Below are 24,773 nucleotides of genomic sequence, written 5' to 3'. Positions count from 1 at the left end.
CCCCATCCCGTCCCCGCCTCCTCCCCGCCGAGTGCGCGCCGACGGCCGGCTCGCCGCCACGTGCCCGGGGAAGGGCCGATTCGGACTTGTCCTGGGGACGTGACAACATGCCGCCATGTCCTCCGCGCTGACCGGTCTCCTCCCGCACCCGATCGTGCAGGCCCCCATGGCGGGCGGTGTCTCCGTCCCACAGCTCGCGGCCGCCGTGTCCGGGGCGGGCGGGCTCGGATTCCTCGCGGCCGGCTACAAGACGGCCGACGGCATGTACGAGGACATCAAGCAGTTGCGGAGCCTCACCGGCCGTCCTTTCGGCGTCAACCTCTTCATGCCGCAGCCCGAGTACCCCGGTGCGAGCACCGGCTCCGCCGGAGCGGCCCAGGCCGCGCTCCCCGATGCCGGCGCCGTCGACGTGTACGCCCACCAGCTCGCCGGTGAGGCCGTCTGGTACGACACCGAGCTCGGTGACCCGGACAGCGGCCGCGACGACGGGTACGACGCCAAGCTGGCGGTGCTGCTGGACAACCCGGTGCCGGTCGTGTCCTTCCACTTCGGCGTCCCGAGCGCCGAGGCGCTGGAGTCGCTGCGCCGCGCGGGAACGTTCACGCTGGTCACGGCGACCACCGCCGAGGAGGCCGTGGCGGTGGAGCGGGCCGGCGCGGACGCGGTCGTCGTGCAGGGGGTGGAGGCCGGCGGACACCAGGGCAGCCACCGGGACAACCCCGAGAACGACGGCTGCGGCATCGGCCTGCTCTCGCTGCTCGCCCAGGTCCGCGAGTCGGTGAGCCTGCCGGTCGTCGCCGCCGGCGGCATCATGCGCGGCAGCCAGATCGCCGCCGTCCTCGCCGCCGGCGCCAGCGCGGCCCAGCTGGGCACCGCGTTCCTCGCCACCCCCGAGTCCGGCGCGCACGCCGTGCACAAACAGGCGCTGACCAACCCCCTGTTCGTGCGCACCGAGCTCACCCGCGCCTTCTCCGGCCGCCCGGCCCGCGGCCTGGTCAACCGCTTCCTGCGTGAGCACGGTCCGTATGCGCCGGCCGCCTACCCGGAGGTGCACCACCTCACCGTGCCGCTGCGCAAGGCGGCCGCCAAGGCGGGGGACGCCCAGGGGATGGCGCTGTGGGCGGGGCAGGGGCACCGGATGGCCCGCGATCTGCCCGCGGGGCGGCTGGTGGAGGTGCTGATGTCCGAACTCGCCGAGGCGCGGACAGCGTTGTCACAGGGCTTCGCGGCCGGAGAGGGCGGCGCCCGATGACCGCCCCCGTCTTCGTCGTCGACGAACTCCCGGACGGTTGGACCGAGTTCGTGCTGGACGGCCCCGAAGGGCGGCACGCCGTCTCGGTGAAGCGGCTGCGGGCCGGCGAGGACGTGGTCCTCACCGACGGCGCCGGCCGCTGGGCGCCGGCCGTGGTCGTCGCCTCCGAGGGCAAGGACCGGTTGGTCGTGCGTCTGGGCGAGACGGTCGAGGAGCCCGTCGAGACGCCCCGGATCACGGTCGTGCAGGCCCTGCCCAAGGGGGACCGGGGAGAGCTGGCCGTCGAGACGATGACCGAGACAGGCGTCGACGCGATCGTGCCGTGGGCGGCCGCGCGCTGCATCACCCAGTGGAAGGGCGAGCGGGGTCTGAAGGCGCTCGCCAAGTGGCGGGCCACTGCCCGCGAGGCCGGCAAGCAGTCCCGCCGGGTCCGTTTCCCCGAGGTCGCGGAGGCGGCGACCGCCCGCCAGGTGGCCGCGCTGCTCGCCCGGGCCGACCTGGCCGTCGTCCTGCACGAGGACCGCGACTACGGCAGCGAGCCGCTGGCCGCCGCGGAACTCCCCGCCCAGGGCGAGATCGTGCTCGTCGTGGGGCCCGAAGGGGGCGTGTCGCCGGAGGAGTTGGCCCTCTTCGAGGAGGCGGGAGCGAAGGCGTACCGGCTCGGCCGGAGCGTGCTGCGCACCTCCACCGCCGGCACGGCGGCCGCGGCCCTCGTCCTCGGCCGGACCGGCCGCTGGTCCTGACCCCGTTCACCTGCCTGCCTGCCTGCCCGCCTGGCCGTCCGTCCGTCCACCCGCCCGCCGTTCGGAGGTTTCCGTGGAACTCGTCCAAGTCAGGCTGCTGGTGCATGACTTCGCCGTCTGCTACCGCTTCTACGCCGATGTCCTCGGCCTGAAGCCGCAGTCGGGCGCGGAGCAGGGGCCGTACGAGAAGTTCAGCCCCGCCGTCGGCTCGGCGGGCATCGCGATCCAGGACCGCGCGATGATGGCGGAGGTGCTCGGCGAGCTGGGCGGGGCGGCGGACGGGCACCGTTCCCTGGTGGTGCTGCGCGTCGACGACCTGGACGACTACTGCGCGGGCGTCACCGCCCGCGGCGCCGCCCTGATCCACGGGCCCGCCCCGATGACCGACCGCATGCGCGTCGCCCACCTCAAGGACCCGGAGGGGAACCTGGTGGAGCTTCAGGAGTGGCTGCTGCTGCGCGGCTGAGCGCGACGGCGGTCGGCGCCCGCTCGTGCCGCCTCCCGCTCCGTGCCGCCTCCCGCTCATGGGCCCGCCGCGACCGCGCGCGGAATGACCGCATACGGGCTACCGCACGGCCGGCCCGAGTGGCACGCTGCCTTTCATGGGGGCATTGAGGCGTAATCGGCTGCTTCCGGCGGTGGCGCTCGCGGTCGCGGCGCTCGGCGTCGTGGGGTGCGAGCCGGGCGGGTTGAGCACCATGGCCGTGGCGCACACCACCGACGAGGCCGCGACGGCCGAGATCCAGCGACGGGACGTGGACGTGCGCTGGCTGACCTGCACGGCCCAGTACAAGGACGACAAGAAGGCGGGCGCCGTCGCCGCCGTGGACTGCCGCGGCAGGACCGCCGACGGACGCGCCATCACGGTCGAGGGCCGGATCACGCGCGCGGTCGACGGGGCCTGTGTGCGGGGGGATCTCACGGCGGTCGTCGGCCGGAAGCAGCTGTTCCGGGTGAGTGGGCTCGGCGACTGCAAGTCCGCGACGCCGTCGCCGGTCAAACCGTCCGGTTCCGCCGCGCCCGGCGCCCGGCCGACCGTCACCGTGACGGTCACCGTCACCGAGACCGTCGGCTCCGGCGGGGCGGGGAAGTGACGGAAACCCCTGACCAGCGGGCCCGGCGGTGCATACAGTGACCACGTGACCCAGTCCGCGACGTCTGCCGCGTATCTCAGATTCCCGCACCTGCACGGCGAATTGGCGGCCTTCGTCGCCGAGGACGACGTGTGGCTCGCGCCCCTCGACGGCGGCCGCGCCTGGCGGGTCAGCTCCGACAACGTGCCGGTCTCCTCGCCGCGCATCTCGCCCGACGGCGCCACCGTCGCCTGGACGTCCACCCGTGACGGCGCGCCCGAGGTGCACATCGCCCCCGTCGACGGCGGTCCCTCGACCCGGCTGACGTACTGGGGCAACGCACAGACCCGGGTGCGCGGCTGGACCCCGGACGGCCGGGTCCTCGCCGTCAGCACCTACGACCAGGCGACCCTGCGGCGCAGCTGGGCCCGTGCCGTCCCCGTCGACGGCGGACCGGCGACGACCCTGCCGTACGGGCCGGTCGGCACGGTCGCCCACGGCCCGCACACCGTGCTGCTGTCCGCGTCGATGGGCCGCGAGGCCGCCCACTGGAAGCGCTACCGGGGCGGCACCGCGGGCAAGCTGTGGATCGACCGGGAGGGCGAGGGGGAGTTCGTCCGTCTGCACGAGGAGCTCGACGGCAACATCGAGTGCCCGGTGTGGGCCGGGGACCGTATCGCGTTCCTCTCCGACCACGAGGGCACGGGCGCGCTGTACTCCTCCCTCGCCGACGGCTCCGACCTGCGCCGGCACACGCCGCTCGAGGGAGCGTTCTACGCACGCCAGGCCGCCGGCGACGGCACCCGGATCGTGTACATGTCCGCGGGTGAGCTGTGGCTGCTCGACGACCTCGACGGGGCCGAACCGCGCCGCCTCGACGTCCGGCTCGGCGGCCAGCGCACCGACCGCCGCCCCTATCCGGTCGCCGCCTCCCGGTGGCTGGGCGGGGCCGCGCCCGACCACACCGCGCGCGGCAGCGCCGTCGAGGTGCGCGGCGCCGTCCACTGGGTCACCCATCGTTCCGGGCCCGCCCGGGCGCTCGCCGCCGAACCCGGTGTGCGGGCCCGGCTGCCGCGCACCTTCCGCACGGAGGGGGAGGAGTGGGCGGTGTGGGTGACCGACGCCGAGGGGGAGGACGCGCTGGAGTTCGCCCCGGCGACCGGCGCGGCCCCCGGCGCCACCCCGCGCCGGCTCGCCGCCGGACGGCTCGGCCGGGTCCTCGAGCTCGCCATGGCGCCCGACGGCAGCCGGGCCGCGGTCGCCGCGCACGACGGACGGCTGCTGCTCGTCGAGCGGGAGACCGGAGAGGTCCGCGAGGTCGACAGCAGCCCCGACGGCGAGGTGTCCGACCTGGTCTTCTCCCCGGACTCGGCCTGGCTCGCCTGGTCGCACCCCGGGCCGCGGCCGCTCAGCCAGCTCAAGCTCGCCAACGTCACCGACCTGTCGGTCACCGAGGCGACCCCGCTGCGCTTCCGCGACTACGCGCCGGCCTTCACCCTCGACGGCAAGCACCTCGCGTTCCTGTCCACGCGCGCCTTCGACCCGGTCTACGACGAGCACGTCTTCGACCTCTCCTTCGTGGCCGGCGCCCGCCCGCACCTCATCACGCTCGCGGCGACCACCCCCTCGCCCTTCGGACCGCAGCGGCACGGCAAGCCGTTCGAGGCTCCCGACAAGGAGGAGACGCCCGACAGCGAGGGCACCCCGACCACCCGTATCGACCTCGAGGGCCTCGCCGACCGGATAGTGCCCTTCCCGGTCGAGGCCGGCCGCTACTCCGGGCTGGCCGCGGCGAAGGACGGCGTGCTGTGGCTGCGGCATCCGGTGCACGGCGTCCTCGGGGCGTCCCGCGCCACCCCCGACGATCCCTTCCCGGACACCGAGCTGGAGCGCTACGACCTCGTCCACCTGCGCGTCGAGCACCTCGCGACGGACGCCGACCGCTTCGAGGTCAGCGGCGACGGCAAGCGGCTGCTGCTGTGGACCGACGGCAAGCTGAAGGTCGTCCCCAGCGACCGGCGCGCCTCCGGCGACGAGGACAGCGACAGCAACGTCACCGTCGACCTCGGCCGGATCCGCCGCGTCGTGGACCCGTCCGCCGAGTGGCGGCAGATGTACGACGAGACCGGCCGGATCATGCGGGACAACTTCTGGCGGCCCGACCTCGGCGGCGTCGACTGGGACGGCGTCCTCGACCGCTACCGGCCGGTGCTGGAGCGGGTCGCGACCCACGACGACCTCGTCGACCTGCTGTGGGAGCTGCACGGCGAGCTCGGCACCTCGCACGCCTACGTCTCACCGCGCGGCGGCCACCGCGGGGGCGCCCGGCAGGGCCTGCTCGGCGCGGACCTCTCCCGTCACGCGGACGGCAGCTGGCGCATCGACCGGGTGCTGCCCTCGGAGACCTCCGACCCCGACGCCCGCTCCCCGCTCGCCGCGCCCGGCGTCGCGGTGCGGGCCGGCGACGCGATCGTCGCCGTCGGCGGGCAGCCGGTGGACCCGGTCACCGGGCCCGGGCCGCTGCTGGTCGGCACGGCCGGCAAGGTCGTCGAGCTGACCGTGTCGCCGTCCGGCGGGGGCGAGCCGCGGCACGCCGTCGTCGTCCCCGTCGCCGACGAGGAGGCGCTGCGCTACCACGCGTGGGTCGCGGACCGGCGGGCGTACGTGCACGAGGCGTCGGGCGGCCGGCTGGGCTATCTGCACGTGCCCGACATGCAGGCGCCGGGCTGGGCGCAGATCCACCGCGACCTGCGGGTCGAGGTCGCGCGGGAGGGCCTGGTCGTGGACGTCCGGGAGAACCGGGGCGGGCACACCTCGCAGCTGGTCGTCGAGAAGCTCGCCCGGCGCATCGTCGGCTGGGACGTGCCGCGCGGCATGCGGGCGTCCAGCTATCCGGAGGACGCGCCGCGGGGCCCCGTGGTCGCCGTCGCCAACGAGTTCTCCGGGTCGGACGGGGACATCGTCAACGCGGCGATCAAGGCGCTCGGCATCGGGCCGGTGATCGGGACGCGCACCTGGGGCGGGACGGTCGGGATCGACAGCCGCTACCGGCTGGTCGACGGAACGCTCGTCACCCAGCCCAAGTACGCCATCTGGCTCGAGGGTTACGGGTGGGACGTGGAGAACCACGGCGTCGACCCCGACGTCGAGGTGGTGTGCGCTCCCCAGGACCACGCGGCAGCCCGCGACGTGCAGCTCGACGCGGCGGTGGCCTCGGCACTGGCCTCGCTGGAGACCACGCCGGCGAAGACGCCGCCCGTCCTGCCCTGAGCGGGGTCGCGGCCCGCGCCGGGGGCGCCGCGCGCGCCGGAGCGGCGCGCTCCCCCCGCTACCATGCCCCCGTACCGATCAACCGCGTACCGATCAACCGCGGTACCGATCAACCGCGGTACCGATCAACCGTCTGAGAGGAACCCGCATGACAGGGGAAGCGCAGGACGACTGTCTGTTCTGCAAGATCGTCGCGGGGACCATTCCGGCGACGATCGTGCGGGAGACCGGGACGACCGTCGCCTTCCGGGACATCAACCCCCAGGCGCCCACCCACGTCCTGGTGATCCCGAAGGCGCACCACGAGAACGCCGCCGCCCTCGCGGCAGCCGACCCGGCCCTCACCGCCGACCTGCTGCGCGAGGCCCAGGCCGTGGCCGACGAGGACAAACTGGAAAGCTACCGCGTCGTCTTCAACACCGGCGCGGGCGCCGGCCAGACCGTGTTCCACGTGCACGCGCACGTCCTCGGCGGCCGCGGTCTGCACTGGCCCCCCGGATAGGCCGCCGTGTCCGTACGCGAACTGGTGGTCCTCGGCACCGCAAGCCAGGTGCCCACCCGGCACCGCAACCACAACGGCTACGTCCTGCGCTGGGACGGCGAGGGCCTCCTCTTCGATCCGGGCGAGGGCACCCAGCGCCAGATGCTGCGTGCCGGGGTCGCCGCGCACGACATCCACCGGATCTGCGTCACCCACTTCCACGGCGACCACTCCCTCGGTCTCGCGGGCGTCATCCAGCGCATCAACCTGGACCAGGTGCCGCATCCGGTCACCGCCCACTACCCGCGCTCCGGGCAGCGGTTCTTCGAGCGGCTGCGCTACTCCACCGCCTACCGGGAGACCGTCGGCATCACCGAGGCGCCGGTCGACGCGGACGGGCCGCTCGCGACGACCGCCTCCTACCGGCTGGAGACCGCCAGGCTCTCCCACCCGGTGGAGTCCTACGGCTACCGCGTCGTCGAGCCCGACGGCCGCCGTATGCTGCCCGAGCGGCTCGCCGCGCACGGCATCGGCGGACCCGACGTCGGCCGGATCCAGCGGGAGGGCTCGGTGGGCGGGGTCTCGCTCGACGACGTGAGCGAGGTCCGCCGCGGCCAGCGGTTCGCTTTCGTCATGGACACCCGGCTGTGCGAGGGCGTGCACGCGCTCGCCGAGGGCGCCGACCTGCTCGTCATCGAGTCGACCTTCCTCGACGAGGACGAGCGGCTCGCTGTGGACCACGGTCATCTGACCGCCGGTCAGGCCGCCCGGGTCGCCCGCGACGCCGGGGTGCGGCATCTGGTCCTCACCCACTTCAGCCAGCGCTACTCCGAGCCGGAGGAATTCGAGCGGCAGGCGCGGGCCGCCGGGTTCGACGGCGAGCTGACGGTCGCCCACGACCTCCTGCGGATCCCGGTTCCGAAACGGCGGTGAAGCGGCCGTACGATGCTTTGATGCCCCTCCCCAAAGCCGAACTGCACCTGCACATCGAAGGAACCCTGGAGCCGGAGCTGGCGTTCGAGCTGGCCGCCCGCAACGGGGTCGCGCTGCCCTACGCCGTCACGGACGAGCTCCGCGAGGCGTACCGGTTCGAGGATCTGCAGTCCTTCCTGAACCTGTACTACGAGCTCATGACGGTCCTGCGCACCGAGCGGGACTTCGAGGACCTCGCCGAGGCGTATCTCGCCCGGGCGGCCGCGCAGGGCGTGCGGCACGCGGAGATCTTCTTCGACCCGCAGGCGCACCTCGCCCGCGGGGTGGACATGGGCACGGTGGTGGAGGGGCTGTGGCGGGCGCTGGGCCGCAGCGAGGCCGCCCACGGGATCTCCACCCGGCTGATCCTGTGCTTCCTGCGCGACGAGTCCGCCGAGTCGGCCCTGGCGACGCTGGACGCGGCGAAGCCCCACCTCGACCGGATCACCGGCGTCGGACTGGACTCCGCCGAGGTCGGGCACCCGCCGGTGAAGTTCCGCGAGGTCTACGAGGCCGCCGCCGCGCTCGGGCTGCGGCGGGTCGCGCACGCCGGTGAGGAGGGCCCGCCGGAGTACATCACGCAGGCCCTCGACGTCCTCGGCGTCGAGCGCGTCGACCACGGGCTGCGCTGCATGGAGGACCCGGCGCTGGTGGAGCGGCTGGTGCGGGAGCGGATCCCGCTCACGCTGTGCCCGCTGTCCAACGTGCGGCTGCGGACCGTCGACGTGCTGGCGGACCATCCGCTGCCGGCCATGCTGGACGCGGGGCTGCTCTGCACGGTCAACTCCGACGACCCCGCCTACTTCGGCGGCTACGCGGGCGACAACTTCGACGCCGTGCGCAGCGCCCTGGGCCTGGACGAGGAACGGCTGCGCGAGCTGGCCCGCAACTCCTTCCTCGCCTCCTTCCTGGAGGACGACGAGGAGCGGCGGGCGCGCTACCTCGCCGAGGTGGACGCCCACGTCTTCTGAGCCGGCGTGCCGGGGGCGGCGCGGCGGGAGCCCGGCCGTCTCCGCGCGCTAACGCCAGTCGGCCGCGCCCGCGGAGCCCGGCGCGCCCGCCTCGATCTTCGCCCTGATCTCCTGCATCACCGCCACGATCCGCTCCTCGTGCGCCGGCGTCAGCCGGGCCACCGGCACCGAGCAGCTGATCGCGTCCTGGGCGGGAGTGTCGTAGCGCAGGGCGAAGCCGAAGCCGACGATGCCGAGGACGCCCTCCTCGCGGTCCACCGAGTGACCGCGGGCCCGGGTCCGGGCGAGGTCCGCCAGCAGCGCCCCTCTGCTGGTGTGCGAGTGGGGGGTCAGCGCCTCGTAGGGCCCCTCGGGCAGCTCCTCGTCCGGCCGCTGCGCCAGCAGCGCCTTGCCGAGCGCGCCGACGTGCGCCGGGAGCCTTCTGCCGACCCGGCTGATGGTGCGCAGGTATTCGTGCGACTCGCGCGTCGCCAGATAGGCGACCCCCCGGCCGTCCAGCCGCCCCAGGTGGATCGTCTCGCCCAGCGCCTCGGACGCCTCGTCGAGGTAGGGGCGCACCAGCCGCACCCGAGGGTCGGAGTCGAGGTAGCTCGTGCCCGTCAGCAGGGCGTGGATGCCGATGCCGTAGAGGGATCCGGTGACGTCGGTGCGCACCCAGCCCCGGCCGATCAGGGTCTGCAGCAGCGCGTACATCGAGCTGCGCGGCACGCCCAGCTCGTCCGCGAGCTCCTGCAGCCGCGCGGGCCGGTCGCCGCGCGCCGCGAGCAGCTCCAGCAGCTCGACCGTCCGCGCCGCGGACTTCACCTCCCGCACGCCCCCTGTCTCCGACATGAGCCGATGGTACGGGCGTGGCGGGCCGCGCTCCATTGACGCCGGGCGTTCGTCTATCTAACCTCCATCTGCATACATGGATTGCGTCTACATAGGGAGATGGCTGGGAGATGGCGACGGTGAACCCCCAGGACACGGTCCGACGCCTGCGGGACGGCATGGCGCGGGGGGTGCTGTCCTTCCCTCTCACGAGCTTCCACGACGACGGCTCCCTCGACCCCGACGGCTTCCGCGCGCACGTCGCCGCCCAGCTCGCCGCCGCCCCCGGCGCCCTCTTCCCGGCCTGCGGCACCGGCGAGTTCTTCTCCCTCGACGAGGACGAGTACCGGCACGTGGTGACGATCGCCGTCGAGGAGGCGGCCGGCGAGGCGCCCGTCGTCGCCGGCATCGGCTACGGCTGGGCCCAGGCCGCCCGCTTCGCGCGCATCGCCGAGGAGGCGGGCGCCGACGCGCTCCTCGTCCTCCCGCACTACCTCGTCGCCGCCCCGCAGGACGGCCTGGTCGCCCAGCTGGAGCAGATCGCCGCCCGCACCCCGCTGCCCCTCATCGCCTACCAGCGCGGCCAGGTCGCGTTCACCGTCGCCTCCCTCAGACGCATCGCCGCCCTCCCCACCGTCGTCGGCCTCAAGGACGGCCACAGCGACCTCGACCGCCTCCAGCGGCTCACCCTCGCCGCCCCCGAGGGCTTCCTCTTCTTCAACGGCGCGGCCACCGCCGAGATCCAGGCCCGCGCCTACGCCGCCGTCGGCGTCCCCGCCTACTCCTCCGCCGTCCACGCCTTCGCCCCGGAGATCGCGAACGCCTTCTTCGCCGCCGCGCGTGACGGGGACGACAAGACGGCGGACCGGCTGCTGCGCGACTTCTACGTCCCGCTCGTCGAACTGCGCGACAAGGTGCCCGGATACGCCGTGTCGCTGGTGAAGGCCGCCGCCCGGCTGCGCGGCCGGCGCGTGGGTCCGGTCCGCGCCCCGCTCACCGACCCCTCGCCCGCCGACCTCGACGAGCTCCGGACCCTTCTGAGCGCCGGCCTCGACCTCGTAGGAGCCGCCCTGTGAACCTCACGATCACCGACGTCCGCCTCACCCCGATCCTGGTCGCCGACCCGCCCCTGCTCAACACCCAGGGCGTGCACCAGCCGTACACCCCCCGGCTGATCGTCGAGGTCGTCACCGCCGACGGGACCACCGGCGTCGGCGAGACGTACGGCGACACCAAGTACCTGGAACTGGCCCGCCCTTGCGCCGCCAAGATGATCGGCCGTCAGATCAGCGACCTGAACGGCCTGTTCACCCTGGCCGACGAGGTCGACGTCGACGGCTCCCGGGTCTTCGGGCAGGTGGACGTCGGCGGCCTGCGCGGCGTCCAGACCGCCGACAAACTGCGCCTGTCCGTCGTCTCCGCCTTCGAGGTCGCCTGCCTCGACGCCCTCGGCAAGACGCTCGGCCTCCCCGTGCACGCCCTGCTCGGCGGCAAGGTGCGCGACGCCGTCGAGTACAGCGCCTACCTCTTCTACAAGTGGGCCGCCCACCCCGACGGCGTGCCCGCCGAGAAGGACGACTGGGGCGCCGCCCTCGACCCGGCGGGAGTCGTCGAACAGGCCCGCCGCTTCACCGAGCGCTACGGCTTCACCTCCTACAAGCTCAAGGGCGGCGTCTTCCCGCCACAGGAGGAGATCGCCGCCGTCCGCGCCCTGGCCGAGGCCTTCCCCGGGCGCCCGCTGCGCCTCGATCCCAACGGCGCCTGGTCCGTCGCTACCTCGCTGCAGGTGGCCGAGGAGATCGGCGGGCTCCTCGAGTACCTGGAGGACCCCGCGCTCGGCACCCCGGCGATGGCCGAGGTCGCCGCGCGTACCGACGTCCCGCTCGCCACCAACATGTGCGTGACGACCTTCGCCGAGATCAGGGAGGCCTTCACCCGCGACGCCGTCCAGGTCGTCCTCTCCGACCACCACTACTGGGGCGGGCTGCGCAACACCCAGCAACTAGCCGCGCTCTGCCGGACGTTCGGCGTCGGCGTCTCCATGCACTCCAACACCCACCTGGGCATCTCGCTGGCCGCCATGACGCACGTGGCGTCCACCGTCCCGAACCTCCACCACGCCTGCGACTCCCACTATCCCTGGCAGTCCGAGGACGTCCTCACCGAACGGCTGACCTTCGACGACGGCAGGGTCGCGGTCTCCGACGCGCCCGGCCTCGGCGTCGAACTCGACCCCGACCGGCTCGCGTTCCTCCACCGGCGCTGGCTCGACGACGACGGCGGCCTGCGCGACCGCGACGACGCGGCGGCGATGCGCGTGGCCCACCCGGACTGGGAGACGCCCGCCGTGCCCCGCTGGTGACCGGCGTCCCCGCGCGGGGAGCCGGACGCCTCGCCGGACCGGCCCCGCCGCCAGGCGGCCCCCCGACCCGCCGTACCGGCACGCCGAGACCGTCCCGTACCGGCGGGTAAGCCCTCCCGCCCCGGGCGTGACGGACCCCGCAGTGACCGCCCCGTGGTGCACACTGGCCAGATCGGCACCACGTCAGGGAGCGCACCGTGACCGCGTCCAACGCGTCCACCGGAGAGGGACGCCACCGCCACACCGGCCAGAACGGCCACACCGGCCAGGACCGCCACACCGGCCAGAACGGCCACCCGGGCCAGGGACGGCGGGCCGCCCGGGTCGACCCGCTGGGGGAGCGGCGCGCCGCCGGCGACCCGCCGTGGGACGTCTACCTCACCGGGACGGTCTTCCTCGACATCATCTTCACCGGACTCGACTCCGCCCCCGTGCGCGGGACCGAGTCCTGGGCACGCGGCATGGGATCGAGCCCCGGCGGCGTCGCCAACATGGCCACCGCGCTCGCCCGCCTCGGCCTGCGCACCTCCCTCGCGGCGGCATTCGGCGACGACCACTACGGCGAGTACTGCTGGGACGCACTCGAACAGGGCGAGGGCATCGACCTGACCCCCTCCCGCTCGGTGCCCGGCTGGCACTCCCCGGTCACCGTCTCCATGGCCTACGAGGGCGAACGCACCATGGTCTCGCACGGGCACGAGCCGCCGCCCGAGGAGTCGACGCCCGAGTGCCCGCCGCACGCCCGCGCCGCCGTCGCCTCCCTCACGCCCGGCATCCGCGCCCCCTGGATCGAGCAGGCCGCCCGCCGCGGCACCCGCGTATTCGCCGACGTCGGATGGGACGACACCGGCGCCTGGGACCTGGCCGGCCTCGCCGACCTGGAGCACTGCGAGGCCTTCCTGCCCAACGCTCAGGAGGCCATGCGCTACACCCGTGCCGACTGCCCCCGTGCCGCCGCGCACGCCCTCACCGAACACGTCCCGCTCGCGGTCGTCACCCTCGGTGCGGAGGGCGCGTACGCGGTGGACCGTGCCACGGGCGAGAGCGCCGAGGTCCCCGCCATCGCCGTCGAGGCGCTCGACCCCACGGGAGCCGGGGACGTCTTCGTGGCGGGCTTCGTGACCGGCACCCTCGCGGGGTGGCCGCTGGCCGACCGGCTGGCCTTCGCCGGCCTCACGGCGGCCCTCTCGGTGCAGGAGTTCGGCGGCTCGCTCTCCGCCCCCGGCTGGTCCGAGATCGCGGCCTGGTGGCGCAGGGTCCAGTCGGTCGAGGGCCAGGACCCCGAGGCGCTGCAGCGCTACGCGTTCCTCGACGGTCTGCTCCCGGCGCTGCTCCCGGCGGCGGAGGAGGCCGCCCCGTGGCCGCTGCGCAGGGCGGTGCCGACGATCGGTTTCGGCCGGTCGGCATGACCACCGGCGCATGACAAAACCCCTGGGGCGTTGTCAGCCCCCTGGCGTACCCTTGAATCGCCAGGCCGCCCTTGTGGCAGGCGAGACGTATCCGGGAGGACGTAGAGGCCTTCGGGCCGGCCTATGACTCAGACACCGACAGCTCACACGCCCGCGCAGGGCAAGGCGAGAGCACAGTTCACCGTTCCCGCCCAGCACCCCATGGTGACCGTGCTGGGATCCGGAGACTCCCTCCTGCGCGTGATCGAGACGGCTTTCCCGGCGGCCGACATCCACGTCCGGGGCAATGAGATCAGCGCGGTCGGCGACCCACGGGAAGTCGCCCTTGTCCAGCGCCTGTTCGACGAGATGATGCTGGTGCTCCGCACCGGGCAGCCGATGACGGAGGACGCAGTGGAACGCTCGATCGCCATGCTGCGGGCGAGTGAGAACGGGACGAGTGAGGGCCGGGAGACCCCGGCCGAGGTTCTGACGCAGAACATCCTGTCCTCGCGCGGCCGCACCATCAGACCCAAGACCCTCAACCAGAAGCGGTACGTCGACGCGATCGACAAGCACACGATCGTCTTCGGCATCGGCCCCGCGGGCACCGGCAAGACCTACCTGGCCATGGCCAAGGCGGTCCAGGCCCTGCAGTCCAAGCAGGTCAACCGCATCATCCTGACCCGCCCCGCGGTCGAGGCCGGCGAACGCCTCGGCTTCCTCCCCGGCACCCTCTACGAGAAGATCGACCCCTATCTGCGCCCGCTCTACGACGCGCTGCACGACATGCTGGACCCGGACTCGATCCCGAAGCTGATGGCCGCGGGCACGATCGAGGTCGCCCCGCTGGCGTACATGAGGGGTCGCGCGCAACCGCTCTTCACGAACGTCCTGACGCCGGACGGCTGGCGTCCCATCGGCGACCTTCAGGTCGGTGACCTCGTTATCGGCTCGAACGGTGAGCCGACGCCGGTCCTGGGTGTGTACCCGCAGGGTGAGAAGGACGTCTACCGTGTCACCGCCCAGGACGGCTCCTGGACCCTGGCCTGTGGAGAGCACCTGTGGACGGTCAGAACCCGCGACGACGCGCGCCGCGACAAGCCGTGGCGGGTCCTGGAGACCCAGGAGATGATCGGCAACCTGCGTGCGGCGCATGCTCGCCGATACGAGTTGCCGATGCTCACGAGTCCGGTCTGCTTCCCTGAGCGCGACATCCCCATGGACCCGTATGCGCTGGGACTGCTGCTGGGTGACGGCTGCCTCACGGGTTCCACCACGCCGTCCTTTGCGACCGAGGACCCGGAACTGGCCGAGGCGCTGGGAGCCGCACTACCCGGCATCGCGGTGCGGCACAGGGGCGGTCCGGACTACGTCCTCAATCGGATCAAGTCCCCCGGCGACGTCGTGACCCTGGAGAACCCGGTCACTCGGGTTCTGCGTGAGCTGGACCTGCTGAGCACGCGCTCGTACTCGAAGTTCATTCCGGACGACTACCGGTACAACTCCGCCGAAGTGCGGCTGGCCGTCCTTCAGGGCCTTCTCGACTCCGACGGTGGCCCGGTCACGCAGGAAAACCGCACGTGCCGGGTCCGGTACACGACGACGTCGAGCCTGCTCCGCGACGACGTGATTGCGCTGGTGCAGTCGCTCGGTGGAGTCGCCTACACCCGCCGCAGGCCGGCCGAGGGTCGAAGGCCGGGCATCGCGAAGGGCAGGGAAGTCGCCCACCGACGCGACGCACACATCGTCGACATCCGCCTCCCCGAAGGCATCGAGCCTTTCCGACTCGCCCGCAAGCGCGACAAGTACCTTGCGGCCGGGGGCGGCGGACGTCCGATGCGCTTCATCGACAGCATCGAGCCCGCGGGCACGGAGAAGACCGTCTGCATCCAGGTGGCCGCCGAGGACTCCCTCTACGTCACCACGGATTACCTGCTGACGCACAACACTCTCAACGACGCCTTCATCATCCTGGACGAGGCGCAGAACACCTCGCCCGAGCAGATGAAGATGTTCCTGACCCGGCTCGGGTTCGACTCGAAGATCGTGATCACCGGTGACGTGACCCAGGTCGACCTGCCGAACGGCACCAAGTCGGGCCTGCGGCAGGTCCAGGAGATCCTCGAGGGCGTCGACGACGTGCACTTCTCCCGCCTGTCGTCCCAGGACGTCGTCCGGCACAAGCTCGTCGGCCGTATCGTCGACGCGTACGAGAAGTACGACAGCCACAACGGTACGGAGAACGGCGCCCACCAGGGCGGCCGTAACAAGCGGAAGTAGACGAGCAGCGCCATGTCGATCGACGTCAACAACGAGTCCGGAACCGAGGTCGACGAGCAGGCGGTCCTCGACATCGCCCGCTACGCGCTCGCCCGGATGCGCATCCACCCGCTCTCCGAGCTCTCGGTGATCGTCGTGGACGCCGACGCCATGGAGCAGCTGCACATCCAGTGGATGGACCTGCCGGGGCCGACGGACGTCATGTCCTTCCCGATGGACGAGCTGCGTCCGCCGTCGAAGGACGACGACGAGCCCCCGCAGGGCCTCCTCGGTGACATCGTGCTGTGTCCCGAGGTCGCCGAGCGGCAGGGCAAGGAAGCGCCCACGGAGCACTCCATGGACGAGGAGCTGCAGCTGCTCACGGTCCACGGAGTGCTGCACCTGCTGGGCTACGACCACGAGGAGCCCGACGAGAAGGCCGAGATGTTCGGCCTCCAGGCGGCCATCGTGGACGGCTGGCGCGCCGAGAAGGGTCTGACCGGGCCGTCGCCGGCGCCGACCGTCTCATGAGCCCCGGCCTCATCGCCGGCGCGATCGCCCTGGTCGTCGTCGCGTGGCTCGCCGCCTGCGCGGAGGCGGGCCTCGCGCGCGTGTCCAGCTTCCGCGCCGAGGAGGCCGTGCGGTCCGGCCGGCGCGGCAGCGCCAAGCTCGCGCAGATCGCCGCCGACCCCACCCGCTATCTCAACGTGGCCCTGCTGGTCAGGGTGGCGTGCGAGATGGCGGCCGCCGCGCTGGTCACCTACGAGTGCCTCCAGGAGATCGACGGCACGGCGCCGGCGCTGCTCGCGGCGATCGGCGTGATGGTGCTGGTGTCCTATGTGGCCGTCGGCGTCTCCCCGCGCACCATCGGCCGTCAGCACCCGCTGAACACGGCGACGGCGGCCGCGTACGTGCTGCTGCCGCTGGCCAGGATCATGGGCCCGATCCCGTCGCTGCTGATCCTCATCGGCAACGCGCTCACGCCCGGCAAGGGGTTCCGCCGGGGCCCGTTCGCCTCCGAGGCGGAGCTGCGGGCGCTCGTCGACCTGGCGGAGAAGGAGTCGCTCATCGAGGACGAGGAGCGCCGCATGGTGCACTCGGTCTTCGAGCTCGGCGACACCCTGGTGCGCGAGGTCATGGTGCCGCGGACCGACCTCGTCGTCATCGAGCGCTACAAGACCATCCGTCAGGCCCTCACCCTCGCCCTGCGCTCCGGGTTCTCCCGGATACCCGTCACCGGGGAGAGCGAGGACGACATCGTCGGCATCGTGTATCTGAAGGACCTGGTCCGCAAGACGCACATCAGCCGGGACGCCGAGGGCGAGCTGGTGTCGACGGCGATGCGGCCGGCCGCGTTCGTCCCCGACACCAAGAATGCGGGGGACCTGCTGCGCGAGATGCAGCAGGACCGCAACCACGTGGCCGTCGTCATCGACGAGTACGGCGGCACGGCGGGCATCGTGACCATCGAGGACATCCTCGAGGAGATCGTCGGCGAGATCACCGACGAGTACGACCGCGAGCTCCCGCCGGTGGAGGAACTGGGCGACGACCGTCACCGGGTCACCGCCCGTCTCGACATCACCGACCTGGGCGAGCTGTACGGCCTGGAGGAGTACGACGACGAGGACGTGGAGACGGTCGGCGGCCTGCTGGCGAAGGCCCTCGGCCGGGTGCCCATCGCCGGCGCCTCCTCCGAGGTCGAGCTGCCCGACGGGCGGAAGCTGCGGCTGACGGCGGAGGCCGCGGCCGGCCGCCGGAACAAGATCGTGACGGTGCTGGTGGAGCCGGTGGACCCCGCCGCACCCTCGAAGGAGGGCGAGACCGGGTGACCCTCGAGGAGCTGCGCGCCCTGTGTCTGTCCTTCAACGCGGCGCAGGAGGACTTCCCGTTCCGGCCGGAGATCTCGGTCTTCAAGGTGCTGGGGAAGATGTTCGCGCTGAGCTGGACGGGCGACCGGCCGCTGAAGGTCAACCTCAAGTGCGACCCTGAGGACGCGGTGCGGCTGCGCGGCGAGCATCCGGGCCTGATCGCGCCGGGGTACCACATGAACAAGCGGCACTGGAACACGGTGACGGTCGACGGCGGGCTCCCCGCCGGCCTGGTCCGGGAGCTCGTGGAGGACTCGTACGACCTGGTGGTCGCCGGTCTGCCGCGCGCCGAACGGCTGCGCCTCGACCGTTCCTGAGGGCCGGCTCGACGCCGAGCGCCGGTCCCCGGCGGAGCCATGCCCGGTTTCCGATACGGACAAAAGGGGTAAAAAGAACAAAATTCCCCACCTCTGGAGGACGCATGCCGGCGATCATCACTCTGGACGACCAGGTCACCTTCGTCACGGATCCGGTGAATCCGTGTGCGGGGGCCGACTTCACGGTCTCCTGGCGGGAGAAGAACGTCGGCGACGAGAAGTCCGACGACTACCAGGACATCTTCGACCTGGACGACCAGGGCTCCGGCGACAGCCGGTCGATCCCGTGCACGCCCTTGGCCGCGGGGGACTCCGTCCTGCGGTCCGCGGTCTTCAACCTGCCCGCCGGCAACTACACCATGAGCCTGGTCGTCAACGGCCAGGGCCCGGTCTCCCTCGGGAACGTCGTCATCTCCGACTGCGCCTGAGGGGGCGCTCGGCCCTCGGGCGCGGTTCTTCGTATGCTCGGGGCATGACCGACAGCAGCGCGCTCGACCCCGAGGACCGCAAGATCGTCACCCTGGCCCGTTCCGCGCGGGCCCGCAACGGTGTGCCGGAGGGGGCCGCCGTCCGCGACGACACCGGACGCACGTACGTCGCCGGGACGGTGGACCTGCCGTCGCTGCGGCTGAGCGCGCTGCAGACGGCGGTGGCGATGGCCGTGGCGTCCGGCGCGCAGTCCCTGGAGGCGGCGGCGGTGGTGACGTCGTCGGAGAAGCCCGCCGAGGACGATCTCGCCGCCGTGCGGGATCTCGGCGGGCCGGGGACGCCGGTGCTGCTGGCCTCGCCGGACGGCGCCGTTCGGCTGACCGTCCCCGCCGGCTGAGGCGCGGGGCGGTCGTCGGCGTCCCGCGTGTCCCGTTCCGGAGGCCTCAGGCGTCCCGGCCGTCCCGGCCGCCCCGCCGAGGCGGCGCGGCCGCCGCTCTCAACTCGGCCGGAATTCGGCCTTGCCGTGTCCCGTCCCTCCCGGGTCAATGAGACCGTAAGTTCCGACGGACCGTCAGATTCACCCCCACCGGCACCGGTGTCCGCACCCACCGTCCCGTTCTTCGGCCGTCCGTCTCCCCACATCCGGGAAGGAGCCGGAAACCCCATGAGAGGCAAGAGAATCGGATCAGGTGCGGCAATGCTGGCCGGGGCCCTCGCGGTCACCGGACTGGCGTTCGCGCCCTCTGCCGCCGCCGTCGGCCCGACGACGGCCACGTTCACCGCGAGCTGCGGACTCTTCGGCGGCGGGGCGGCCACCCTCACGGCCACCCAGAGCGGCAGCTCGGCCACCCTCACCCTCACGTCCAGCGCGATCACCGCGCCGATCCCGATCAGCGCCAACAGCATCAACTCCACGCTCACGATGGCGAACTCGACCGGGGCCGCAAGGGTCTTCGCCGGTGCGGTGAACCCCGCCATGGCGACCGGCGCACCGATCACGGTCGGACCGCTCAACGGCACTGTGACCTCCGGAGACAGTCTCGACATCAACGGCGGCTCGCTGAAGATGGTCATCTTCGGGATCACCGTCACCTGCAAGGCGACCGGCCCGCAGGCGCCGGGGCCGTTCGTCTACGACTGATAGCGGTCGGAAACCGTACGTGCGGGCCGTCAGTTCTCCTGCTGCAGCAGGAAGCTGACGGTCCATCAGTTCTTTGGCCCGTCCCCATTGACTTCTCGCGCGATCCGCATCTCAATGCCCCCTGTCGGCGCAGAAGAGCCGCTGCGCCCGCACCCTGGAGGAGGGGGCACCAATGGGTTCGACACCCCGAAGTTCCCGAAGACGGCACTGGGCGTCACTGCTCGGGGCCACCGCGCTCGCGGTCACCGCGGGCGGGGCGCTGGCGTGTCCGGCCGGCGCCGCGACCGACGTCAGCTTCCCGACGCACTGTGTTCCGCCGCCCATCGCCGGCATCCCGCCGATCGACGGCACCACCACCGCGAGACTCGCGGTGAACGACACCACGCCCGAGGTCGGCGACACCGTCACCGTGACGTACACGGTGGTCTCGCCCGCCGCGAGCAACCCCACCGACCTGGCCCTGCCGGCCGACATCATGACGCCGACGGGCAAGGTCACCCTCGGCGGCGCGCAGACCGGCAGCATCACCGTGACGGGCCCGAAGAAGAACGACCCGGTGCCCGGCAAGGGCGTCTTCCCGTCGTTCTCGATGACCGGCACGTTCACCGTCACCAGCCCCGGCGCGATCACCCTCTCACCCGGCGACTACAACATCCACACCAGCTACATCCTCGAGCTGGACACCCCCTGCACGGTGACCAACCCGCCCGCCCCGGTGTCGGAGACGGTCACCGCGGCGGACAACCCGCCGGCCAACACCCGTGCCATCCAGCTGGGTTCGGCCTCCGGAAGCCCGGGGGCGAGCGTCGCGGTCACCGGCAGCGGCTTCACGCCGGGCGCGTCGGTCACCCTGGCCGGCCGGTCCGGATCCACGCAGACCGCGGACACCGCGACCGTGACCGCGAACGGGCAGGGGAGCATCTCCGGCTCGCTCGCCGTCAGGGACCTCACCACCAGCGGCGTCGTGGCGTACGAGGGGAGCGCCTGGAGCGCCGACCTCGGCGCCGGACCGGTCGCCTACGTCGTCATCGACGACCAGCCCGTGCCGGCCGGCAGCCAGAAGGTGACCACCACGGTCCGCGCGGGCACGCTGTCGATGTCCCAGGCCGGGGACGCCGTCCAGCTGTCCGGGGTCGAGTTCGGCCAGGGCGGCGCCTCCACCGGCGCCCTGCAGACGGTCACCGTCAAGGACTTCCGCGGCGGACCCGCCGGCTGGTCCCTGACCGGCAAGGTCACCGACTTCAGCGGTTCCGGAGCCAAGATCGACGCCGGCAGGCTGAGCTGGACGCCCGCGTGCAGCACCAAGGCGGGCAGCCCGAGCACCTGTCAGGCCGGTTCGGCGGGCACGGTCGGCGCCTCGGGGGCGACCCTGGCGTCCACGCCCGACGGCACGGCCACCGGCGGCGAGTTCACCGCCAACGCCCGACTGTCCCTCGACGTACCGTCGTTCACGCCTCCGGGCACCTACGCCGGCGTCCTGACCCTCACGCTCAGCTGATCGCACGCACCCTTTCCACCGGTGGCCGGGCGCCCGCCCCACAGGTCCGCACCCGCCCGTCCACCCAGCCGCCGTCGCAGCCCGTCCGTGGGGGGTCCGCACCCATGCGCAAGCCGTACGTCCTCCTCCTGCCGTTCCTCCTGTGCCTGCTGTTGGCCGCGCCCGCGCCCGCACGGGCCGCCGACAACGGCAGCTGGTCCGTGTACCCCGTCGCCTCGGCCGTCGCAGCGCGGCCCTATTTCTACGTCTCCGCGGATCCCGGCCAGACGATCGAGGACAAGGTCGTCGTCGCCAACAAGACCGACGCGCCCCTCACCTTCCGGCTGTACGCGGCCGACGCGTACAACACCGCGCGCGACGGCGGGTTCGCCGTCCGGTCGCTGGGGGAGCGGATGCGGGGCGTGGGCGCGTGGGCCGAGCTGCCGCGGGACCGGATCACCGTCCCCGGCCGCAGCACCGTCACCGTGCCGTTCACCGTCCGGGTGCCCGAGGGCGCCGAGCCGGGCGACCATCCGGGGGCCGTCGTCGCCCTCGACGAACGCGTCGAGCGGGGCGACGGCTCGGTCGCGCTCGGCGTGCAGCGGGCGGTCGCCGCCCGCGTCTACCTCCAGGTCGGCGGACCCACCCTGCCCGCGCTCGCCGTCGAGGACGTCCGGATCGGCCACCACCAGCCGCTGGTGCCGGGCTTCGGCGACAGCACCGCGACGATCTCCTACACCCTGCACAACACCGGCAACGTCACCCTCGATCCGAAGGTGCGGCTGACGGCGCGGGGTCTGTTCGGCCGCACCCTCCTCGACCGCCGCCTGACGAAGGTGCCCTCCCAGCTCCTCCCCGGCCAGCGCGTCCGGCTCACCGAACGCTGGACCGACGCCCCCCACCTCGACCGGACGGACGTGAAGCTGACGGCGACCGCCACGAGGACCGAGGAGTCGGCGACGGCGTCGTTCGTGACGGCGCCGTGGCTGGTCCTCGCGGTCGTGGCGGCCGGCATCGCCGCAGGGGTGTGGTTCCTGGTCCGACGGCGCCGGCGAAGCCGCCCCGACGGGGCCCGGGGCGCCGGCGTCACACGGCCCGGCCGCGGCGCACAGCCGCCCCCCGCTCACCGGCCGACGAGAACCGGCCAGACCGCCGGGGGTTAGAGCGCGGAGGTCAGAGCGCGTCCGGGCCGCGCTCGCCCGTGCGGACCCGGACGACCGTCTCGACCGGGAGCGCCCACACCTTGCCGTCGCCGATCTTGCCGGTGTGCGCGGCGCGCACGATCGCGTCGATGACGGCCTCGGACTCGGCGTCCTCGACGACGACCTCGATACGGACCTTGGGCACGAGGTCGACCTGGTACTCGGCGCCCCGGTACACCTCGGTGTGGCCGCGCTGCCGGCCGTAGCCGCTGGCCTCGGTCACGGTCAGACCGTGCACGCCGAGCTCCTGCAGGGCCGTCTTGACCTCGTCGAGGCGGTAGGGCTTGACGATCGCGGTGATGAGCTTCATGCGTGTGGCTTGACCTTCTGGGCGGAGGGGACGGAGTGCGCGGAGACCGGGGCGCCGTGGCCCAGGACGCCGTGATCGTATGCCGTCTCGGCGTGCACCGTAAGGTCCAGGCCGGTGTGCTCGTGGTCCTCGTCGGCGCGCAGGCCGATCGTGCGGTCGAGCAGCTTGCCGATGCCGTAGGTCACGGTGAAGGCGTAGACGGCGACCGCGATCACCGCGACCAGCTGCCTGCCGAGCTGCCCGAACCCGCCGCCGTGCAGCAGGCCCTCGGGGCCGCCGGTCATGGTGTCCACGGCGAAGACGCCGATCAGGAGCGTTCCGATGACGCCGCCGACCAGGTGGACGCCGACCACGTCGAGGGAGTCGTCGTAGTCGAGCCGGAACTTCCAGCTCACGGCGTAGGAGCAGACGACGCCGGCGGCGAGGCCCACGACCAGCGCGCCCAGGAGGGAGACCGAGCCGCAGGACGGCGTGATCGCCACCAGGCCCGCGACGGCGCCGGACGCCGCGCCCAGCGTCGTCGGGTGGCCGTCGCGCTTCTGCTCGACGAAGAGCCAGCCCAGCAGGCCGGTGCAGCCGGCCGCCAGCGTGTTGAGGAAGGCCGCTGCCGCCAGTCCGTTGGCGCCCAGCGCGGAACCGGCGTTGAAGCCGAACCAGCCGAACCACAGCAGGCCGGCGCCGAGCATCACCATGGGCAGGTTGTGCGGACGCATCGCGTCCTTCTTGAAGCCCAGCCGCGGGCCCAGCACCAGGCACAACGCCAGACCGGAGGCCCCGGACGTGATCTCCACGGGCAGGCCGCCCGCGAAGTCCAGCGCGCCGAGCCGCTCGAGGATCCAGCCGCCCGGGCCCCACACCCAGTGCGCGACGGGAACGTATACGAGCAGCGCCCAGACCGGCACGAAGACCAGCCAGGCCGCGAACTTCGCCCGGTCCGCGATCGCGCCGCTGATCAGCGCGGCCGTGATGATCGCGAAGGTGAGCTGGAAGGTGGCGAACAGCAGGGTCGGGACCGTGCCCTGGACGCTGTCCGGGCCGAGGCCGGCCATCCCGGCGTGCTCGAGCCCGCCGATGAGGCCGCCGCCGGCGTCCTCTCCGAAGGCCAGGGAGTAGCCGGCCGCCAGCCACACCACCGTGACCAGGGCGATCGACACAAAGCTCATCATGAGCATGTTGAGGACGCTCTTCGTGCGGACCATGCCGCCGTAGAAGAGGGCCAGTCCCGGGGTCATCAGCAGGACGAGAGCGGTGGCGGCGAGCAGCCAGGCGGTGTCGCCGGTGTTCGCGTGGGCGGCGGCCAGAGTCACGATGTCTCCAACGATGCGGGGGCTCGTCAGAGGGTCACCGCCCTGCGTTTCCTCCAGTGCACGGGTGTGTTTCCGCAACGTTTCGTTGCGTGGAGGTTTCCGGGAGCTCACCGTCCGGGGCCCGACCGCTCGTGTGTACGGCGGTGCTTTCCGGATCAGGGAGAATGGGGGCCATGAGCGTTCGCAACCAGTCACCCGAGCAGTCGGCCGAGTCCGTCCACCGTGCCGGCTTCGCCTGCTTCGTGGGCCGCCCCAACGCCGGCAAGTCCACCCTCACGAACGCTCTGGTCGGGAAGAAGGTGGCGATCACCTCGAACCGTCCGCAGACCACGCGGCACACCGTGCGGGGCATCGTGCACCGGCCGGAGGCCCAGCTGATCCTCGTGGACACGCCGGGGCTGCACAAGCCGCGCACCCTGCTCGGCGAGCGGCTCAACGACGTCGTGCGCGCCACCTGGGCCGAGGTCGACGTCATCGGCTTCTGTCTGCCGGCCAACGAGAAGCTCGGCCCCGGCGACCGGTTCATCGCCAAGGAGCTGGCCGGGATCAAGCGCACGCCGAAGGTCGCGGTCATCACCAAGACCGACCTGGTGGACTCCAAGGCGCTCGCCGAACAGCTCATCGCGATCGACCAGCTCGGCAAGGAGCTGGGCTTCGAGTGGGCGGAGATCGTGCCGGTCTCGGCGGTGGGCGACCAGCAGGTCGAGCTGCTCGCCGACCTCCTGGTCCCGATGCTCCCCGAGAGCCCGCCGCTCTACCCCGAGGGCGACCTGACCGACGAGCCCGAGCAGGTGATGGTCGCCGAGCTGATCCGCGAGGCGGCGCTGGAGGGCGTCCGCGACGAGCTGCCGCACTCCATCGCGGTCGTCGTCGAGGAGATGCTCCCGCGGGAGGACCGGCCCGCGGAGAAGCCGCTCCTCGACATCCACGCCAACATCTACATCGAGCGCCCCAGCCAGAAGGGCATCATCATCGGCCCCAAGGGCAAGCGACTGAAGGACGTCGGCATCAAGTCCCGCAAGCAGATCGAGGCGCTGCTGGGCACGCCGGTCTTCCTGGACCTCCATGTGAAGGTGGCCAAGGACTGGCAGCGCGACCCCAAGCAGCTGCGCAAGCTGGGCTTCTGAGGCGGCTG

Annotated in this window: 24 protein-coding genes and 2 pseudogenes; 22 read left to right on the top strand and 4 right to left on the bottom strand. The window is 72.6% G+C overall.

The window, feature by feature from the left end:
- Positions 1-115 precede the first annotated feature (115 nt).
- From ACH4ZA_RS29900 to ACH4ZA_RS29865, 8 genes are all read left to right on the top strand, one after another.
- Entirely contained in the window at positions 116-1,252 is a 1,137-nt protein-coding gene (locus ACH4ZA_RS29900; protein ID WP_398432466.1) for a nitronate monooxygenase, read from the top strand.
- Positions 1,249-1,995 (top strand): 16S rRNA (uracil(1498)-N(3))-methyltransferase, encoded by a 747-nt coding sequence (locus ACH4ZA_RS29895; RefSeq protein WP_398432465.1) that lies wholly within the window; start codon positions 1,249-1,251, stop codon positions 1,993-1,995. The genes ACH4ZA_RS29900 and ACH4ZA_RS29895 overlap by 4 nt, the downstream gene beginning before the upstream one ends.
- A gap of 73 nt (positions 1,996-2,068) precedes the next feature.
- Positions 2,069-2,461 (top strand): VOC family protein, encoded by a 393-nt coding sequence (locus tag ACH4ZA_RS29890; protein ID WP_319277437.1) that lies wholly within the window; start codon positions 2,069-2,071, stop codon positions 2,459-2,461.
- Positions 2,462-2,597: 136 nt separating this feature from the next.
- On the top strand, positions 2,598-3,089 hold the full coding sequence (locus tag ACH4ZA_RS29885; RefSeq protein WP_319277435.1) for a hypothetical protein: 492 nt from the start codon (positions 2,598-2,600) through the stop codon (positions 3,087-3,089).
- A gap of 45 nt (positions 3,090-3,134) precedes the next feature.
- Complete coding sequence (locus ACH4ZA_RS29880) at positions 3,135-6,338, top strand: S41 family peptidase (protein WP_319277433.1); 3,204 nt, start codon at positions 3,135-3,137, stop codon at positions 6,336-6,338.
- 148 nt (positions 6,339-6,486) lie between these two features.
- On the top strand, positions 6,487-6,840 hold the full coding sequence (locus tag ACH4ZA_RS29875; protein ID WP_319277431.1) for a histidine triad nucleotide-binding protein: 354 nt from the start codon (positions 6,487-6,489) through the stop codon (positions 6,838-6,840).
- Between the two features lie 6 nt (positions 6,841-6,846).
- The gene (locus ACH4ZA_RS29870) at positions 6,847-7,752 is read left to right on the top strand and encodes a ribonuclease Z (RefSeq protein ID WP_319277429.1); all 906 of its coding nucleotides are present in this window, start codon (positions 6,847-6,849) and stop codon (positions 7,750-7,752) included.
- 20 nt (positions 7,753-7,772) lie between these two features.
- The gene (locus ACH4ZA_RS29865) at positions 7,773-8,762 is read left to right on the top strand and encodes an adenosine deaminase (RefSeq protein WP_398432464.1); all 990 of its coding nucleotides are present in this window, start codon (positions 7,773-7,775) and stop codon (positions 8,760-8,762) included.
- 48 nt (positions 8,763-8,810) lie between these two features.
- Here the strand turns inward: ACH4ZA_RS29865 and ACH4ZA_RS29860 are convergent, their stop codons facing one another.
- Complete coding sequence (locus tag ACH4ZA_RS29860; RefSeq protein ID WP_319277424.1) at positions 8,811-9,593, bottom strand: IclR family transcriptional regulator; 783 nt, start codon at positions 9,591-9,593, stop codon at positions 8,811-8,813.
- A gap of 110 nt (positions 9,594-9,703) precedes the next feature.
- Here ACH4ZA_RS29860 and ACH4ZA_RS29855 point away from each other — a divergent pair, with 110 nt between their 5' ends.
- The 4 genes and pseudogenes from ACH4ZA_RS29855 to ACH4ZA_RS29840 form a co-directional block, all read left to right on the top strand.
- Entirely contained in the window at positions 9,704-10,648 is a 945-nt protein-coding gene (locus ACH4ZA_RS29855; protein WP_398432463.1) for a 5-dehydro-4-deoxyglucarate dehydratase, read from the top strand.
- A complete protein-coding gene (locus ACH4ZA_RS29850) occupies positions 10,645-11,934 on the top strand; it encodes a glucarate dehydratase family protein (protein ID WP_398432462.1) in 1,290 nt (429 codons plus the stop codon). Before ACH4ZA_RS29855 ends, ACH4ZA_RS29850 begins: the two co-directional genes overlap by 4 nt.
- A gap of 332 nt (positions 11,935-12,266) precedes the next feature.
- Positions 12,267-13,343: a carbohydrate kinase family protein gene (locus tag ACH4ZA_RS29845; RefSeq protein ID WP_398432489.1), complete on the top strand. Its 1,077-nt coding sequence runs from the start codon at positions 12,267-12,269 to the stop codon at positions 13,341-13,343.
- Between the two features lie 123 nt (positions 13,344-13,466).
- Positions 13,467-14,183 (top strand): annotated as a pseudogene (locus ACH4ZA_RS29840) (PhoH family protein); the annotation flags it as partial.
- On the opposite strand, the pseudogene ACH4ZA_RS29835 reads toward ACH4ZA_RS29840, so the two are convergent.
- Positions 14,177-14,242 (bottom strand): annotated as a pseudogene (locus tag ACH4ZA_RS29835) (hypothetical protein); the annotation flags it as partial. The pseudogenes ACH4ZA_RS29840 and ACH4ZA_RS29835 sit on opposite strands and share 7 nt — an antisense overlap.
- A gap of 211 nt (positions 14,243-14,453) precedes the next feature.
- On the opposite strand from ACH4ZA_RS29835, the gene ACH4ZA_RS29830 reads away from it, so the two are divergent.
- The 9 genes from ACH4ZA_RS29830 to ACH4ZA_RS29790 all read left to right on the top strand — a co-directional run bounded on the left by ACH4ZA_RS29830 (position 14,454) and on the right by ACH4ZA_RS29790 (position 21,982).
- Positions 14,454-15,605, top strand: a complete 1,152-nt coding sequence (locus tag ACH4ZA_RS29830) for a PhoH family protein (RefSeq protein ID WP_398432488.1) — start codon at positions 14,454-14,456, stop codon at positions 15,603-15,605.
- 12 nt (positions 15,606-15,617) lie between these two features.
- Complete coding sequence (gene ybeY, locus ACH4ZA_RS29825; protein ID WP_057574725.1) at positions 15,618-16,115, top strand: rRNA maturation RNase YbeY; 498 nt, start codon at positions 15,618-15,620, stop codon at positions 16,113-16,115.
- Positions 16,112-17,416 carry a hemolysin family protein gene (locus ACH4ZA_RS29820; protein ID WP_319277416.1) on the top strand — a complete coding sequence of 435 codons (1,305 nt, stop codon included), beginning with the start codon at positions 16,112-16,114 and terminating at the stop codon, positions 17,414-17,416. The genes ybeY and ACH4ZA_RS29820 overlap by 4 nt, the downstream gene beginning before the upstream one ends.
- Entirely contained in the window at positions 17,413-17,772 is a 360-nt protein-coding gene (locus ACH4ZA_RS29815; RefSeq protein ID WP_398432461.1) for an MmcQ/YjbR family DNA-binding protein, read from the top strand. The genes ACH4ZA_RS29820 and ACH4ZA_RS29815 overlap by 4 nt, the downstream gene beginning before the upstream one ends.
- Positions 17,773-17,876: 104 nt before the next feature.
- The gene (locus ACH4ZA_RS29810; protein WP_319277412.1) at positions 17,877-18,200 is read left to right on the top strand and encodes a hypothetical protein; all 324 of its coding nucleotides are present in this window, start codon (positions 17,877-17,879) and stop codon (positions 18,198-18,200) included.
- A 44-nt stretch (positions 18,201-18,244) separates the two neighbouring features.
- Entirely contained in the window at positions 18,245-18,598 is a 354-nt protein-coding gene (locus tag ACH4ZA_RS29805; RefSeq protein ID WP_398432460.1) for a cytidine deaminase, read from the top strand.
- A 267-nt stretch (positions 18,599-18,865) separates the two neighbouring features.
- A complete protein-coding gene (locus ACH4ZA_RS29800; protein ID WP_319277408.1) occupies positions 18,866-19,342 on the top strand; it encodes a hypothetical protein in 477 nt (158 codons plus the stop codon).
- A gap of 172 nt (positions 19,343-19,514) precedes the next feature.
- Positions 19,515-20,840, top strand: a complete 1,326-nt coding sequence (locus ACH4ZA_RS29795) for a beta-xylosidase (protein ID WP_319277406.1) — start codon at positions 19,515-19,517, stop codon at positions 20,838-20,840.
- 104 nt (positions 20,841-20,944) lie between these two features.
- Positions 20,945-21,982 (top strand): WxL protein peptidoglycan domain-containing protein, encoded by a 1,038-nt coding sequence (locus ACH4ZA_RS29790; protein ID WP_398432459.1) that lies wholly within the window; start codon positions 20,945-20,947, stop codon positions 21,980-21,982.
- Positions 21,983-21,992: 10 nt separating this feature from the next.
- On the opposite strand, the gene ACH4ZA_RS29785 is transcribed toward ACH4ZA_RS29790, so the two are convergent.
- A complete protein-coding gene (locus tag ACH4ZA_RS29785) occupies positions 21,993-22,331 on the bottom strand; it encodes a P-II family nitrogen regulator (protein WP_057574732.1) in 339 nt (112 codons plus the stop codon).
- Entirely contained in the window at positions 22,328-23,638 is a 1,311-nt protein-coding gene (locus ACH4ZA_RS29780) for an ammonium transporter (RefSeq protein WP_319277402.1), read from the bottom strand. The genes ACH4ZA_RS29785 and ACH4ZA_RS29780 overlap by 4 nt, the downstream gene beginning before the upstream one ends.
- A gap of 173 nt (positions 23,639-23,811) precedes the next feature.
- Here ACH4ZA_RS29780 and era point away from each other — a divergent pair, with 173 nt between their 5' ends.
- On the top strand, positions 23,812-24,765 hold the full coding sequence (gene era / locus ACH4ZA_RS29775) for a GTPase Era (protein ID WP_319277401.1): 954 nt from the start codon (positions 23,812-23,814) through the stop codon (positions 24,763-24,765).
- Positions 24,766-24,773: the final 8 nt, after the last annotated feature.

Origin of the sequence: Streptomyces sp. NPDC020597, assembly GCF_044335095.1 — a bacterium.
Lineage (GTDB): Bacteria > Actinomycetota > Actinomycetes > Streptomycetales > Streptomycetaceae > Streptomyces.
This window is presented reverse-complemented; position numbering and strand designations above follow the sequence as displayed.